The sequence below is a fragment of the Micromonospora deserti genome, assembly GCF_003236335.1.
Taxonomy (GTDB): Bacteria; Actinomycetota; Actinomycetes; order Mycobacteriales; family Micromonosporaceae; genus Micromonospora; species Micromonospora deserti.
This window is the reverse complement of sequence record NZ_POUB01000146.1, coordinates 1-15,273: the sequence shown is the minus strand read 5'-3', so window position 1 is coordinate 15,273 and position 15,273 is coordinate 1. Positions and strand designations below refer to the sequence as shown.

Sequence of the window (15,273 nt, the reverse complement as noted above, 5' to 3'; positions counted from 1 at the left end):
GCGCGGGGGCGGCCGGGTGACGGCCGAGCGGCGCCGCGCCGCCACGCCCGCCCGGCGCGCCGGGCGCGGCGCACGAACGGCGATTCGGGTCGGTGGGGTGCGCGATGGCCCGGCGCGCCGGATAGGGTCGTGGGTATGACCCACCAGGTGCACGCCTTCGAGCCGCCGGAGCGGTTCGTCGCCGGGACCGTCGGGCCGCCGGGGGAGCGCACGTTCTTCCTCCAGGCGCGTGGTGGTGGCCGGCTGGTCAGCGTCGCGCTGGAGAAGGTCCAGATGTCGTTGCTCGCCGAGAAGCTGGAGGAGCTGCTCTCCGAGGCGCAGCGCCGGTTCGGGGTGAAGCTGCCCGAGCCAGGGTCCGCCGTCGGCGACAACGATCCGCTGGACACGCCGGTCGACGAGGAGTTCCGGGTCGGCACCCTCGGGCTGGCCTTCGACGTCGACACCGAAACGGTGGTGATCGAGGCGATCGCCGCCGGCGAGGCGGAGACCGAGGTCGAGCTCGGCGAGCCGGACGACGAGGAGGACGACGACGTCGAGCCGGACGACGACCTCGACCGGCTCCGGGTGCGGTTGACCCCCGCGGCGACCCGCGAGTTCATCGAGCGGGCCCGCCGCGTGGTCAACGCGGGCCGCCCGCCCTGCCCGCTCTGCGGCCAGCCGCTGGACCCGGCCGGCCACCTCTGCCCGCGGCACAACGGCTACCACCGGTGACCTCGTCGGACGTGCAGCCCCGGCAGGACGGCGACGCGGCGCTGCGGTTGCTCCGCGACGGCGAGCTCGACCTGGAGGGGCGGCTGGTCGACGCGTCCAACACCACCCTGCGCGGCATCCTCACCCGGGACGGGGCGACCGCGCGCTGCGTCTACAAGCCGATCCGGGGGGAGCGTCCGCTGTGGGACTTCCCGGACGGCACCCTCGCCGGCCGGGAGGTCGCCGCGTACCTGGTCGCCCGGGCGACCGGTTGGGATCTGGTGCCGCCCACGGTGCTGCGTGACGGCCCGTTCGGACCGGGCTCGTGCCAGCTCTGGATCGACGAGCCGGACGACGGGGAGCCGCTGGTCGGTTTCGTGCCCGCCGAGGCGCTGCCGCCCCGCTGGTTTCCGATCGCCGCGGCCCGGGACGACGACGGCACCCCGTACGCCCTCGCCCACGCCGACGATCCGCGGCTGGCCCGGCTCGCCGTGCTCGACGCGGTGATCAACAACGCCGACCGCAAGGGCGGGCACGTGCTGCTCGGCCCGGACGACCGAATCTACGGCGTCGACCACGGGGTGAGCTTCCACGTGGAGGAGAAGCTGCGCACGGTGTTGTGGGGCTGGGCCGGGCGGGAGCTGCCGGCGGACGCCGTGGCGATGCTCGACGAGCTGGCCGGGCAGGTCGCGGGGCAGCTCGGCGCCGAGCTGGCCGAGTACCTGACGCTGGGTGAGGTCGCCGAGCTGGCGGCCCGGGTCGACCGGCTGCGCAGCACCGGCCGGTTTCCGTTGCCGCCGCAGGACTGGCCGGCGGTGCCCTGGCCCCCGATGTGATCGGGTGCCGGTGACCGGCCGGCGCCGGGGCCGTCGGACTCCGCCGCTGTCGTGATGATCACCCGTGGGGTGGCCCTGCCGACGTCCGGCGGCTGGTTAGGCTGACCGTCATGGAGTCTTGGGTGGGACACGACGTGCCACGGCTGCCGGGCCGGGGCGGGCCGCTGGCGTTGTACGACTCGGCGCGGCAGGGCGTCCACTCGAGCGACCCCGACGGCCCGGCGACCATATACGTCTGCGGCATCACCCCGTACGACGCGACCCACCTCGGTCACGCCGCCACCATGATCACGTTTGACCTGGTGCAGCGGGTGTGGCGCGACGCCGGCCGGGACGTGCGTTACGTGCAGAACGTCACCGACATCGACGACCCGCTGCTGGAGCGGGCCGAGCGCGACGGCGAGGACTGGAAGGTCCTGGCGATGCGGGAGACCGCGTTGTTCCGGGAGGACATGGAGGCGCTGCGGATCATCCCGCCGGCGCACTACGTCGGCGCGGTCGAGTCGATCCCGGACATCGCCGAGAAGGTGCTGGTGCTGCTCAAGGACGGGGCCGCGTACCGGCTCGACGACGGCACCGGGGACGTCTACTTCGACATCTCCGCCGCGCCCCGCTTCGGCTACGAGTCGAACCTGTCGCGGGAGCAGATGCGGGAGATCTTCCCGGAGCGCGGCGGCGACCCGGATCGCTCCGGCAAGCGCGACCCGCTCGATCCGCTGCTGTGGCGGGGCGCCCGTGCGGGCGAGCCGTCCTGGCCGGGCGGCGAACTCGGCCCGGGCCGCCCCGGCTGGCACATCGAGTGCGCGGTCATCGCGCTCAACCTGCTCGGCGAGCGGATCGACGTGCAGGGCGGTGGCAACGACCTGCTCTACCCGCACCACGAGTGCTCGGCCGCGCACGCCGAGCGGCTCACCGGCCAGGCCCCGTTCGCCGAGCACTATGTGCACGCCGGCATGATCGGCCTGGACGGCGAGAAGATGTCGAAGTCTCGGGGCAACCTGGTCTTCGTCTCCCGACTGCGGGCCGACCGGGTCGACCCGATGGCGGTCCGGCTGGCGCTGATGTCGGGGCGCTACCGCACCGACCGCTCGTGGACCGACGAGCTGCTCGTCGCCGCGCGGGAGCGCCTGGCCCGCTGGCGGCGGGCCGCCGCCGCGCCCGCCGGCCCGTCGGGGCCGGCGTTCCTGGCCGGCGTACGCGAACGCCTCGCCGACGACCTGGACACGCCCGGTGCGCTGGCGCTCGCCGACGCCTGGGCCGACCAGGCCCTCGCCGGTGCCGGTGACGACCGCGGCGCCCCGGCCCTGTTCGCCGACACCGTCGACGCCTTGCTCGGCATCCGCCTCTGAGGTGCCAGCCGCGTCGCCCGGCCGCCAGTAGGGGCACAGGCTGCTGCCCGCACGGACGGGGCAGCTCGACAGACGGCGCCATCGGGCGTGCCGGCGCGCGTGCCGCCGCGACCGGCGACTCCCTGGCGCCTCGCCGCCGCGACCCGCCCCGCTGACGACGGTGCCCTGCCCGCGGGCGGAGGGCGCGGGGCACGGTCAGCCGAGGACGAACCCGGGGTCGGGGTCCGGGTCGGCGGCCGGGGCGGGGACCCGGTACTCCTCGGTCAGTGTGGTGACCGGGCCGGGCCAGGTGGCCTGGGCGACCTCGATCGGCCTGCGGTGGCCGTCGTAGGCCACGTGCAGCAGGTGCAGCACGGGGGTGTCCGGGCGGATCTGGAGGATCTCCGCCTCGTCGCGGCTGGGCTGGCGGGCGCTGATGGTGTCGGTGGCGGTGACGTAGCGCCGCCCGGTGGCCTCCTCGGCCTCCTGGTAGAGCGGCCGGCCGAACGCCTCGGCGCGCTCCAGGGAGGTGCCGGCGGCGTCGGCGGGCAGGAACCAGGAGGCGCCCACCTCGACCGGGGAGTCCTCGGTGCGCACCAGGTGGCGGCGGCACAGCAGCTCGGTGCCGTCGGCCACCCCGAACGCGTCGGCGACCTCCGGTGGGGCGGGGGAGCGGCCGACGGAGACGAGCTGCTGCCGGTACCGGGCGGCGAGGTCGGCGTGGTAGCCGCGGAAGCCGCCGTAGCGACCCCGGGCGAGCCGGTTGAGCCGGCGCCGGGTGCCCCGGACGTACGTACCGGAGCCGGGCTTGGTGATCAGGATGCCCTCGACCCGCAGCTGGTCGACGGCGCGCTGCACGGTCTGCTTCGCCACGCCGAACATCTCGGCGATGGCCGGGATAGACGGCAGCCGCTCGCCCGGCCCCCAGTCACCGCGCCGCACCTGCACCTTGAGCTGCGCGGCGATCTGCCGGTGCGGGAACTCGGCTGCGCCGGGGTTGATCTGCATGCCCGCCTCCTCGATCACAGCTAGGTTCCTAGGATGCACCAGCGGGTGTGACGGCGCCAGCCCGACACGCACACGAAGCAGCCGGCCCCCGGACGGACGTCCCGGGGGCCGGCGCTGGCTGGGGGCGGCGCTACCAGGAGCCGGCGGTGGGGCCGGCGGACCCGCCACGGCGGCGCAGGTACTTCTCGAACTCCTGGGCGATCTCGTCGCCGGTCAGCGGGGTGATACCGGCATCGCCGACGCGTTCCTCCAGCTCGCGGACGTACTCGCCGAGTTCGGCGTCCTGCTCGGCGGCGTTGCGCACCCGCTGCTCCCACTCGGCGGCCTCCTCGGCCAGGTCGGCCATCGGCACCGGCAGGTCGAGCACCTCCTCGACCCGGTGCAGCAGGGCGAGGGTGGCCTTGGGGCAGGGCGGGTTGTTGGCGTAGTGCGGCACGTGCACCCAGAACGAGACCGCGTCGACCTCGGCCCGGGTGCAGGCGTCGTGCAGCACGCCGACGATGCCGGTGGGGCCGTCGTAGCGGGTGGGGGTCAGCTGGTAACGCTTGGCGGCGCCCGCGTCGGAGGCGCTGCCACTGATGGGCAGCGGCCGGGTGAACGGGACGTCGGCCAGCAGGGCGCCGAGCAGGACCACCCGCTCGACCTCCAGGCTGTGGCAGATCTCGAGCACCTGCTCGCAGAAGGTGCGCCAGCGCATGCTCGGCTCGATGCCCCGGATCAGGACCACGTCCCGCTCGGTGCCCTCCGGGCTGGCCACCATGAACCGGGTGGTCGGCCACTCGACGCGCCGCGTCTCGCCCTCGGCCATCGTGATGGTCGGCCGGCTGACCTGGAAGTCGTAGAAGTCCTCCGGGTCCAGCTCGGTGACCTGCCGGGCCTGCCACACCTGCTCCAGGTGCTCGACGGCGGCGGTGGACGCGTCGGCGGCGTCGTTCCAGCCCTCGAAGGCGGCGATGGCGACGGGGGACCGCAGCACCGGCAGTCCGTCGAACTCGGTCACGGCGTCACCTCACCCTGCTCGTCGGGGACGGCGCCGGGACCGTGCCCGGCCGCTCGCCCGCCGTGCACGGTGGCGTCGCTGTTGTCCTTCACGTCCGTCAGCCTACGTGCCGGGGCGGGAGGCGGCCCGTCGGCCGCGCCGGTCGTCCACCCGGACAGCCGGTCATCGCGTACCGAACCGGACAGGGTGATCCCGCTGACAGTATGTGGGATGCGCGGACAGGCGTGACCGCCCGGCGGGCCGCCGCACTAACCTGAACCCGTGCGGACTTCGTTGCTCGACACGCTGGCAGACCGGATCCTCATCGCCGACGGGGCGATGGGGACCATGCTGCAGGCGGCCGACCTGACCCTGGACGACTTCGCCGACCTCGAGGGTTGCAACGAGATCCTCAACGTCACCCGCCCCGACGTGGTGCGCGGGGTGCACGAGGCGTACCTGGCGGCCGGCGCCGACTGCGTCGAGACCAACACCTTCGGCGCCAACCTGGCCAACCTCGGCGAGTACGACATCCAGCACCGCATCCGCGAGCTGTCCGAGGCCGGGGCGCGGATCGCCCGGGAGGCCGCCGACGCGTTCAGCACCCCGGAACGGCCCCGGTTCGTGCTCGGGTCGATCGGCCCAGGCACCAAGCTGCCCACCCTGGGGCACGCCCGGTACGCCGACCTGCGCGACGCCTACCGGGAGAACGCCGCCGGCCTGATCGCCGGCGGCGCGGACGCGTTGATAGTGGAGACCTGCCAGGACCTGCTCCAGGTGAAGGCCGCGGTGGTCGGGGCGCAGCGGGCGATGGCCGAGGCCGGGGTGCGGGTCGCGCTGATCTGCCACGTCACCGTCGAGACCACCGGCACCATGCTGCTGGGCAGCGAGATCGGGGCGGCGCTGACCGCGATCGAGCCGCTCGGGGTGGACCTGATCGGGCTGAACTGCGCGACCGGGCCGGCCGAGATGAGCGAGCACCTGCGCTACCTGTCCCAGCACGCCCGGGTGCCGCTGTCGGTGATGCCCAACGCCGGCCTGCCGCAGCTGACCGCCGACGGGGCGGTCTACCCGCTGACCCCGGTGGAGCTGGCCGACGCCCTGGAACGCTTCGTCGCCGAGTACGGCGTCTCCCTGGTCGGCGGGTGCTGTGGCAGCACCCCCGAGCACATCCGGGTGGTCGCCGAGCGGCTGCACGGCGCCCGCCCCGGTCCTCGGCAGCCGCGACGCGAGCCGGGGGTGTCGTCGATCTACCACCACGTGCCGTTCGCGCAGGACGCGAGCGTGCTGATGGTGGGGGAGCGGACCAATGCCAACGGGTCGAAGGCGTTCCGCGAGGCGATGCTGGCCGGCGACTGGCAGGCCTGCGTGGAGATCGCCCGGAGCCAGGCCCGCGACGGGTCGCACCTGCTGGACCTCTGCGTCGACTACGTGGGCCGCGACGGCACGCAGGACATGCGGGAGCTGGCCGGCCGGTTCGCGACCGCCTCCACGCTGCCGATCATGCTGGACTCGACCGAGCCGGCGGTGATCGAGGCCGGGCTGGAGATGTTCGGCGGCCGGTGCGTGGTCAACTCGGTCAACTTCGAGGACGGCGACGGCCCGGACTCCCGCTACGCGCGGGTGATGCCGGTGGTCCGGGAACACGGCGCCGGGGTGGTCGCGCTGCTCATCGACGAGGAGGGCCAGGCCCGCACCAAGGACTGGAAGGTCCGCGTCGCGGTCCGGCTGATCGAGGACCTGACCGGCCGGTGGGGGATGGACCGGTCGGACATCCTGATCGACGCGCTGACGTTCCCGGTCGCCACCGGGCAGGAGGAGACCCGCCGCGACGGCATCGAGACCATCGAGGCGATCCGGGAGATCGCCGCCCGGTACCCGGGGGTCAACTTCACCCTGGGCATCTCGAACGTCTCGTTCGGGCTGAACCCGGCGGCCCGGCAGGTGCTCAACTCGGTCTTCCTGCACGAGTGCGTGCAGGCGGGGCTGACCTCGGCGATCGTGCACGCCAGCAAGATCCTGCCGATGTCGAAGATCCCCGAGAAGCAGCGCGAGGTCGCCCTGGACCTGGTCTACGACCGGCGCCGGGAGGGCTACGACCCGGTACAGCGGTTCATCGAGCTCTTCGAGGGGGTGGACGCCGCCTCCGCGCGGGCCGGCCGGGCCGAGGAACTGGCCGCGCTGCCGCTGGACGAGCGGCTCAAGCGGCGGATCATCGACGGCGAGCGCAACGGCCTGGAGGCCGACCTCGAGACGGCGATGGCCGAGGGCCGGACGCCGCTGTCGATCATCAACGACATCCTGCTGGACGGCATGAAGGTCGTCGGGGAACTGTTCGGCTCCGGGCAGATGCAGCTGCCGTTCGTGCTCCAGTCCGCTGAGGTGATGAAGACCGCGGTGGCGTACCTGGAGCCGCACATGGAAAAGGCTGACGACGGCGGCAAGGGCCGCATCGTGCTCGCCACCGTCAAGGGCGACGTGCACGACATCGGCAAGAACCTCGTCGATATCATCCTGTCCAACAACGGCTACGAGGTGGTGAACATCGGCATCAAGCAGCCGATCACCGCCATCCTGGACGCAGCTGAGAAGCACAGGGCCGACGCGATCGGCATGTCCGGCCTGCTGGTCAAGAGCACGGTCATCATGAAGGAGAACCTCGCCGAGATGGCCTCGCGCGGGGTCGCGGAGCGTTGGCCGGTCCTGCTCGGCGGGGCGGCGCTGACCCGGTCGTACGTCGAGGACGACCTGCGGTCGACGTTCCCGGGTCAGGTGCACTACGCCCGGGATGCGTTCGAGGGGCTGTCCCTGATGGACCGGGTTATGGCCGCCAAGCGGGGCGGGGCGCCGGTGATCGACGCGGAGCGGGAGGCCGCCCTGGCGGCCCGGCGGGAGCGCCGGGAGCGGCAGCGGGCGATGGTCCGCGAGTCGCTGCCGGAGCTGGACGACACGTCGGTCCGCTCCGACGTGGCCACCGACGTGCAGGTGCCCACCCCGCCGTTCTTCGGCACCCGGGTGGTCAAGGGCGTGCCGCTGGCCGACTACGCGGCGCTGCTGGACGAACGGGCCACCTTCCTCGGGCAGTGGGGGTTGCGCGGCGCCCGGGGTGGCACGGGGCCGTCGTACGAGGAGCTGGTGGAGACCGAGGGCCGGCCGCGGCTGCGCTACTGGCTGGACCGGCTGATCGCCGACCAGGTGCTGGAGGCGGCCGTCGTGTACGGCTACTTCCCGGCCTACTCCGAGGGCAACGACCTGGTGGTGCTGGACGAGAACGGGCACGCCGAGCGGGCCCGGTTCTCCTTCCCTCGGCAGCGGCAGGAGCGCCGGCTCTGCCTGGCCGACTTCTTCCGCCCACGCGGCGAGGAGCTGGACGTGGTGGCGTTGCAGCTGGTCACCGTCGGCCAGCCGATCAGCGAGTACACCGCGAAGCTGTTCGCCCGCAACGAGTACCGCGACTACCTGGAGGTGCACGGGCTGTCGGTGCAGCTCACCGAGGCGCTCGCCGAGTACTGGCACCGGCGGATCCGCACTGAGCTGACCCTGCCCGGCGGCCGTACGGTCGGCGACGACGACCCGGCGGACCTGGCCGGCCTGCTGCGCACCGACTACCGCGGCTGCCGGTACGCGTTCGGCTACCCGGCCTGCCCTGACCTGGAGGACCGGGCGAAGATCGTGGACCTGCTCGGCGCGGAGCGGGTCGGGGTGCAGCTGTCAGAGGAGTTCCAGCTGGTGCCGGAGCAGGCCACCGACGCGATCGTGGTGCACCACCCGGAGGCCAGCTACTTCAACGCGAAGTGACGTGATGGAGCGCTTCCGATCATGGGATGGCACGGAGCTGGCGTACCGGGTTGTCGGGTCCGGGCCCCCGGTGGTCTGCGTACCCGGCGGCCCCGGGCAGGCGGTGGAGTATCTGGGTGAACTGGGCGGGATGAGCAGCAGCCGCACGCTCATCCTGCTCGACAACCGGGGCACCGGCGAATCCGCCGTCCCCGCCGATCCGGCCAGCTACCGGGTTGACCGCCTGGTCGACGACGTCGACGCGCTGCGGCAGCACCTGGGCCTCGACACCATGGACCTGTTCGGGCACTCGGCCAGCGGTGGGATCTGCCTGCTGTACGCCGCCCGGCACCCGGCACGGCTGAGCCGTCTGGTGCTGGTCGCCCCGTCGCTGCGGGTGGTCGGGCTCCGGTCGGACCTCGACGTCGAGAGCGTGCTGGCCCGGCGGGCGCATGAGCCCTGGTACGCCGCAGCGGTGGCCGCGCTGCACGCCGAGCCGACCACCCCGGAAGAGCTTCAGCGGTACCGCTGGCAGGCGGCCCCACTGCTGTATGGAAAGTGGAACGCCGCAGCCCAGGCGCAGGCGGCGGCCGAACCGGGCCAGTTCGCCCAGGCCGCCACCGACGGGTTCTACGGGGGTTTCCAGCCCGACCCGGCGCTGCCCGCGCGCCTGGCGGAGTTCATCGCCCCGACCCTGCTCCTGGCCGGCGAACACGACATCTGGCCGACCGCCGCCGCGGTCCGGCAGCTCGCCGCTCTGCTCGGCAAGGCGGAACTGGTGGAGCAGCCGGCGAGCGGCCACTTCCCCTGGGTCGACGACCCTGCGGCGTTTGCGGCGTCGGTGGAGGGCTTTTTGAAGCGTGACGCCGACCGGACAGGGAGTGGGGCTGGCATGGCGCGCCAACCCGATGACGACGCCCGCTGATAGTGGCCCTGCTGTCCGTGTGCGACCGCCGTGGACAGTCACGGTAACGGAAGCAGGCGCTCCGTCACCGACCGGGAGGCCGGGCTGGCGCTGCGACTGCCCCGCGCCGGCCCGCCCGTTGCGACACGAGGCGTGGAGCTCATGCCTGACGGGGGAGGTGCGCGAGGCTTCTATCGTGGGCGCATGACGGCATGGTGGGTGTTGGTTGGGATCGTGGTGCTGCTCGTGGTGGGCACGTTCGGCTACGTGGGCTGGCGGGACCGCCGCCGACTCAGTTCCCCCGACGACAACGCCGCCGCCGGGCAGGCGCGGGTGGCCCAGGAGCGGCACGAGGCGGAGCGGTACATGACGCAGTCCCACGTCATCCAGCGCGGCAACAACCCGAGCTGAACCGACGCGGGCTGGTGGCCGTAGACCGTGAGGGAATGACGGGCGGGCCGCCGGGGTACTGCTCCGGGCATTCGCCGACGCCGGGAGGACACAGTGACGCGCGTGGGACGGCGGCCCCGGAGGTCGGTGGCCGGGCTGGTGGTGGCGCTGGTCGCGGCCGCCGGCTGCATGGTCGGCGGGGGTGCCGGGCCCGAGGGGCAGCGCCAGCCCGAGCAGCCGGAGCGGTCCGGCTCGCCCGGCGCCGAGCAGACCCGGGCGGACGGCACCACCAGCGTCGAGGAGTTCCAGCAGGACGTCCGCGACGCCCAGAGCATCGCCGAACGGTACTGGGCCGAGCGGTTCCGGGCGTCGGGGCAGCAGTTTCGACCGGTCCGGCGGATCATTCCGTACCAGCGCGACGGCGAGGTGACCTGCGGCGGGCAGGAGATCCCCCGCAACAACGCGGTCTACTGCTCGGCGGGCGACTTCATCGCCTACGACGTCCGGTGGTCGGTGGGCGCCTTCCGGCAGGTCGGCGACGCGTTCGTGTTCTACCTGCTCGGCCACGAGTACGCGCACGCCATCCAGGTCCGGCTCGGCATCCGCTACAGCTTCACCATCCAGCAGGAGTTGCAGGCCGACTGCATGGCCGGGGCGTACCTGGGGGACTCGGTGCGCACGGAGGCCCTGCGGCTCGACGACGGTGACCTGGCGGAGTTCCGCGACGGGCTGCTCGCCGTCGGCGACGATCCCGACCAGCCGTGGTTCGCCGAGGGCGCGCACGGCACCGCCGAACAGCGCACCGAAGCGTTCTTCCGCGGCTACGAGCAGTCCCTCGCCGCTTGTGACCTGGGATGACCGGCGTTCACTGCCCGGGCGCCCTTCAGTCTCGCCCCGGCCCGCAACCCCGCCCGGTCGTCGGACACGTCACCCGGGCGGCACCCGTGCCGGGCCGACGCCGGCCAGGTTGAGAGGATCCCCGGGTAGGCCCACCCGAGGAGGATCCGCTGAGCAGCCACCACCCCGCCGCCGTGCTCTTCGACATGGACGGCACGCTGGTCGACAGTGAGAAGCTGTGGGACGTCGCGCTGTACGAGCTGGCGGCCGAGTACGGCGGCACCCTCTCCGACGCCGCCCGCAAGGCCATGATCGGCACCAGCATGGCCGCGTCGATGCGCATCCTGCACGACGACCTCGGCCAGCCCGACCGTGACCCGCGGGCCAGCGCGGCGTGGATCAACGCCCGGATCCTGGAGCTGTTCCGCAGCGGGTTGCGCTGGCGCCCTGGCGCGCTGGCGCTGCTGCGGGCCGTCCGCACCGCCGGCATCCCGACCGCGCTGGTCACCTCCAGCGGCCGGCCCCTCGTGGAGGTCGCGCTGGACACCCTGGGGCGGGACAGCTTCGACGCGGTGGTCTGCGGCGACGAGGTCGAGGCGGCGAAGCCGCACCCCGAGCCGTACCTGACCGCCGCCCGGCTGCTGGATGTGCCGATCGCCCGCTGCGTGGCGATCGAGGACTCGCCGACCGGGGTGGCCAGCGCGCTCGCCGCCGGCGCCGCGGTGCTGGCCGTACCGGCCGAGGTGCCGGTGCCGGCCACCGCGGGCGTACACCAGGTGGACAGCCTCACCGGCGCGGACCTGGAACTGCTCGCCGCGCTGCTCGGGACGCCAGCGGGGCCGTGACCACGACGTGGGGGCCCGCCGGACGGCGGGCCCCCACGGTCAACCGGCGGATCAGTCGTGGGCGATGGCGCCCAGCACGTTGATCCGGGCGGCCCGGACCGCCGGCAGCACCGCGGCGGCCACGCCGACGAACGCGGCCAGGCCGAGCACGATCCCCATCTGGTCCCAGGGCAGCACCAGGTCGGTGATCCCCTCGTCCTTCAGGGCCTCCACCACCGCGGCGCCGAGCCCGGTGCCCACCGCCATGCCGAGCAGCGCGCCGAAGACCGAGATCACCACCGCCTCGACGGTGATCATCCGCATGGTCTGCGCCCGGCGCAGCCCGATGGCCCGCAGCAGCCCCAGCTCGCGGGTGCGCTCCAGCACCGACAGCGCCAGGGTGTTGATGATGCCAAGCACGGCGATCACGATGGCCAGCGCCAGCAGGATCTGGATCATCGTGAGCAGCCCGTCGAGCTGGCTGGTCTGCTGCTCGATGAACGCGTCCCGGTCGGCTACCGACACCTCGGGGGAGTCCGCGAGCAGCGCCTCGACCCGCGGCTGCACGTCGGCGACCGGGGTACCGGGGGCCAGTTGGATGAAGCCCTGGATCGGCTGCGGGATGGCGAAACCCGCCGCCGCCTCGGCCGGCAGCACCACCGGGTTGGTCAGCTGCGAGCTGGCGTAGATGCCGCTGACGGTGTAGGTGCGCTCCTCGCCCCGGGACAGCTGCACCGGCACCGCCGAGCCGACGGTCAGCCCCCGCGCCTGCGCGGTGTCCGAACTGACCAGCATCTGGTCCGGCGCGAGCCGGTCGATGTCGCCGGCGGTCACCTCGGCGCCGTAGATCTGCCGCAGCGCGGCGACGTTGCTCGACGCCGACACCCAGGTGCGTTCGCCGGCGACGGTGGCCATGTCGCCGTACTGGCCGTCGACCAGGCGCACGCCGGGGATCGCCGCCGCCTTTTCCAGCACCGCCGGGTCGAAGCTCGGCGGCCGGGGACCGCTCTGCGCCCCGGAGATCACCAACTCGGCCTTGATGGTGTCCTGGGCCAGCTTGCCGATGCTGCCCTTGGCCGAGTCCAGGATCACCGTCACGCCGGTGACCAGGGCGATGCCGACCATCAGCGCGGCGGCCGTGATGGCGGTGCGGCGCGGGTTGCGGCCGGAGTTGAGCCGGCCCAGCTTCCCCGGCACCGACCAGGCGAAGATCCCGCCGAGCAAACTCACCACCGGGCGGCTGATCAGCGGGGTCAGCAGGGCCACGCCGATGAACGCGAAGAGCACGCCGCCCAGGATGGTCGCCAGGGTGTTGCCGCCGGCGTTGCCGCTGAGACCCACGAAGAGCAGCGCGCCGCCCACCGCGGTGACCACCGCCCCGGCCACGGTGACCTTGGTCAGCGGCCGGTCCGGGGTGGCCACGTCCTGCATCGCGGCGATCGGCGGGATGCGGGACGCCCGCAGCGCCGGCAGCAGCGCCGCCACGACGGTGATCACCAGGCCGACGGCGAACGCACCGATCACCGCCGCCGCCGGCACCCCGACCCCGGCCAGGGTGAGCCCGCCGGCGAACTTGCCGAACAGGTACGCCAGCAGCGCGCCGACGCCGACGCCCGCGGCGAGGCCGAGCACCGAGGCGATCAGGCCCACCGCGATCGCCTCCAGCACCACCGAGCCGATGATCTGCCGGCCGCTGGCGCCGATAGCCCGCATCAGCGCCAGTTCCCGGGTGCGCTGCGCGACGATGATGGAGAAGGTGTTGAGGATCAGGAAGGTGCCGACCAGCAGCGCCACCGCGGCGAAGCCGAGCAGGACCCGGTTGAAGAAGTTCAGCCCCTCCTTCAGGCTGGCCGCCTGGTCGGCGGCGACCTGCTCGCCGGTCTTGACCTCGTAGTCCGCGCCGAGGACGGCGGCCACGTCGTCGCGCAGCGACTCCGGGCTGACGCCGTCGACGGCGGTGACGGTGATGCTGCTGAACGTGCCGGGCTCGCCGAGCATCAGCCGCTGCGCCACCGGCGTGGTGAACATGACCTCGTTGACGCCGCCGATCGAGTCCCGGTCGCCGCTGTAGCCGAACACCCCGACCAGGGTGAACTCCCGCTTCGGCTCCAGGGTCAGGACCCCGACCCGGTCACCGACCCGCACCTTGGCCGCCTGCGCCAGCGCCGCGTTGACCACGATCTCGTCGTCGGCCTGCGGCGCGCGGCCCTCACGCAGCCGCAGCAGGTCGCTCTCGCCGGTCCAGTTCTCGCCGAGTTGCGGCGGCCCGAACGAGGTGACCACCTTGCCGTTGCTGCCGATCAGGCGGGCACCGTCGGCGGCGACCACGCCGACCGCGTCGGCCACCCCCGGCACCTGCTTCACCCGCTCGACGGTGGCCGCCGGCAGCGGTGAGGCGACCTGCTCGCCCTCCAACTCGCCGAGTTCCACCTTCGGCTTCGCCGCGACGTTGACGTCGACCTCGGCGAACCCGTCGGCGAAGACCGCGTCGAACGAGCGGCCGAGCGTGTCGGTGAGCACGAACGCGCCGGAGACGAACATGACGCCGAGCACCACCGCCAGCCCGGACAGGATCAGGCGGACCTTGCGGGCCAGCAGGCTCTTCAGTGTCGCCCGGAACATCAGTTGCCCACCTCGGCGGGGGTGTCCAGCTTCTTCATCGTGTCCAGCACCGTGTCGGCGGTCGGCTCGATCAGCTCCGAGACGATCTGCCCGTCGGCGAGGAACACCACCCGGTCGGCGTACGCGGCGGCGGTCGGGTCGTGGGTCACCATGACGATGGTCTGCCCGTGCTCCCGCACCGAGTTACGCAGGAAGTTGAGCACCTCCGCGCCGGAGCGGGAGTCCAGGTTGCCGGTCGGCTCGTCGGCGAAGACCACCTCAGGGCGGGAGACCAGCGCCCGGGCGCAGGCCACCCGCTGCTGCTGCCCGCCGGAGAGCTGCGCCGGCCGGTGACCCAGCCGGTCACGCAGCCCGACCGTGGCGATCACCGTGTCGTACCAGGCCGGGTCCGGCTTGCGCCCGGCGATCGACAGCGGCAGCAGGATGTTCTCCTTGGCGGTCAGCGTCGGCAGCAGGTTGAACTGCTGGAAGATGAAACCGACCTTGTCCCGCCGCAGCTTCGTCAACCCGGCGTCGCCCAGCCCGGTGACCGTGGTGTCGCCGATCGACACCGTCCCTCGGGTGACCGAGTCCAGCCCGGCCAGGCAGTGCATCAGCGTCGACTTGCCCGAGCCGGACGGGCCCATGATCGCCGTGAACCGGCCTCGCTCGAACTCCGCGCTGACCCCCCGCAGCGCGATGACCTGCGCCTCGCCGCTGCCGTACACCTTCCACACGTCGCTCGCCCGGGCTGCGGCCTGCGCCTGCCGGCCTACCGTCGCGGTCACGTCATCTCCCTCTTCCGTCTGTCCGAATTCCGCACCGCCCCCGCGGTCGGTACGGCAGTCCCATCATCTGCGCTCCCCGGCCCCGATCCGTCCGACTCGGGGCGGAGCCGAGGCGGATTTCGGGCTGCGGGTGCCCCCCATCGCGTGCTCAGGGTTGCCCCTGACCCAATGCCTGGTGGAGCAGGTTGCCGCATGGCCGGGACCGATCCTGCACAGTGACGCCGCGTGAGGGTCAACCCCGCCGCGCCGTCTCCGGTCACGGTAGGTGATCACGGCAAGGCCGCCGTCGCACCTGGCTCTTATACACATCT

At 73.1% G+C, this 15,273-nt stretch carries 12 protein-coding genes; 8 read left to right on the top strand and 4 right to left on the bottom strand.

Annotated features, from left to right (window positions below; translation table 11 throughout):
* Positions 1-135: 135 nt before the first annotated feature.
* From C1I99_RS19770 to mshC, 3 genes are all read left to right on the top strand, one after another.
* Complete coding sequence (locus tag C1I99_RS19770; RefSeq protein ID WP_111135707.1) at positions 136-711, top strand: DUF3090 domain-containing protein; 576 nt, start codon at positions 136-138, stop codon at positions 709-711.
* On the top strand, positions 708-1,526 hold the full coding sequence (locus C1I99_RS19765) for an SCO1664 family protein (protein WP_111135706.1): 819 nt from the start codon (positions 708-710) through the stop codon (positions 1,524-1,526). The genes C1I99_RS19770 and C1I99_RS19765 overlap by 4 nt, the downstream gene beginning before the upstream one ends.
* A gap of 110 nt (positions 1,527-1,636) precedes the next feature.
* Positions 1,637-2,875 carry a cysteine--1-D-myo-inosityl 2-amino-2-deoxy-alpha-D-glucopyranoside ligase gene (gene mshC, locus C1I99_RS19760; RefSeq protein ID WP_111135705.1) on the top strand — a complete coding sequence of 413 codons (1,239 nt, stop codon included), beginning with the start codon at positions 1,637-1,639 and terminating at the stop codon, positions 2,873-2,875.
* A gap of 195 nt (positions 2,876-3,070) precedes the next feature.
* Here mshC and C1I99_RS19755 read toward each other — a convergent pair whose 3' ends face one another.
* Positions 3,071-3,862 carry a GntR family transcriptional regulator gene (locus C1I99_RS19755; protein ID WP_111135709.1) on the bottom strand — a complete coding sequence of 264 codons (792 nt, stop codon included), beginning with the start codon at positions 3,860-3,862 and terminating at the stop codon, positions 3,071-3,073.
* A gap of 130 nt (positions 3,863-3,992) precedes the next feature.
* Positions 3,993-4,862 (bottom strand): PAC2 family protein, encoded by an 870-nt coding sequence (locus C1I99_RS19750; protein WP_111135704.1) that lies wholly within the window; start codon positions 4,860-4,862, stop codon positions 3,993-3,995.
* A gap of 261 nt (positions 4,863-5,123) precedes the next feature.
* On the opposite strand from C1I99_RS19750, the gene metH reads away from it, so the two are divergent.
* The 5 genes from metH to C1I99_RS19725 all read left to right on the top strand — a co-directional run bounded on the left by metH (position 5,124) and on the right by C1I99_RS19725 (position 11,594).
* Positions 5,124-8,639 carry a methionine synthase gene (metH, locus tag C1I99_RS19745; RefSeq protein WP_199562282.1) on the top strand — a complete coding sequence of 1,172 codons (3,516 nt, stop codon included), beginning with the start codon at positions 5,124-5,126 and terminating at the stop codon, positions 8,637-8,639.
* A 4-nt stretch (positions 8,640-8,643) separates the two neighbouring features.
* Positions 8,644-9,543: an alpha/beta fold hydrolase gene (locus C1I99_RS19740; RefSeq protein ID WP_111135708.1), complete on the top strand. Its 900-nt coding sequence runs from the start codon at positions 8,644-8,646 to the stop codon at positions 9,541-9,543.
* Positions 9,544-9,726: 183 nt separating this feature from the next.
* Positions 9,727-9,933 (top strand): hypothetical protein, encoded by a 207-nt coding sequence (locus C1I99_RS19735; protein WP_111135702.1) that lies wholly within the window; start codon positions 9,727-9,729, stop codon positions 9,931-9,933.
* 93 nt (positions 9,934-10,026) lie between these two features.
* Entirely contained in the window at positions 10,027-10,770 is a 744-nt protein-coding gene (locus tag C1I99_RS19730; protein ID WP_111135701.1) for a neutral zinc metallopeptidase, read from the top strand.
* A gap of 173 nt (positions 10,771-10,943) precedes the next feature.
* Positions 10,944-11,594 carry an HAD family hydrolase gene (locus C1I99_RS19725; RefSeq protein WP_111135700.1) on the top strand — a complete coding sequence of 217 codons (651 nt, stop codon included), beginning with the start codon at positions 10,944-10,946 and terminating at the stop codon, positions 11,592-11,594.
* Between the two features lie 51 nt (positions 11,595-11,645).
* Here C1I99_RS19725 and C1I99_RS19720 read toward each other — a convergent pair whose 3' ends face one another.
* Positions 11,646-14,195, bottom strand: a complete 2,550-nt coding sequence (locus tag C1I99_RS19720; RefSeq protein ID WP_111135699.1) for an ABC transporter permease — start codon at positions 14,193-14,195, stop codon at positions 11,646-11,648.
* Positions 14,195-14,962: an ABC transporter ATP-binding protein gene (locus C1I99_RS19715; protein WP_111135698.1), complete on the bottom strand. Its 768-nt coding sequence runs from the start codon at positions 14,960-14,962 to the stop codon at positions 14,195-14,197. The genes C1I99_RS19720 and C1I99_RS19715 overlap by 1 nt, the downstream gene beginning before the upstream one ends.
* Between the last annotated feature and the right edge of the window lie 311 nt (positions 14,963-15,273).

Coding starts and splice junctions, on each gene's coding strand:
- C1I99_RS19720 (WP_111135699.1), bottom strand. CDS start 14,195: ATGTTCCGGGCGACACTGAAGAGCCTGCTGGCCCGCAAGGTCCGCCTG.
- C1I99_RS19740 (WP_111135708.1), top strand. CDS start 8,644: ATGGAGCGCTTCCGATCATGGGATGGCACGGAGCTGGCGTACCGGGTT.
- C1I99_RS19735 (WP_111135702.1), top strand. CDS start 9,727: ATGACGGCATGGTGGGTGTTGGTTGGGATCGTGGTGCTGCTCGTGGTG.
- C1I99_RS19770 (WP_111135707.1), top strand. CDS start 136: ATGACCCACCAGGTGCACGCCTTCGAGCCGCCGGAGCGGTTCGTCGCC.
- C1I99_RS19755 (WP_111135709.1), bottom strand. CDS start 3,862: ATGCAGATCAACCCCGGCGCAGCCGAGTTCCCGCACCGGCAGATCGCC.
- mshC (WP_111135705.1), top strand. CDS start 1,637: ATGGAGTCTTGGGTGGGACACGACGTGCCACGGCTGCCGGGCCGGGGC.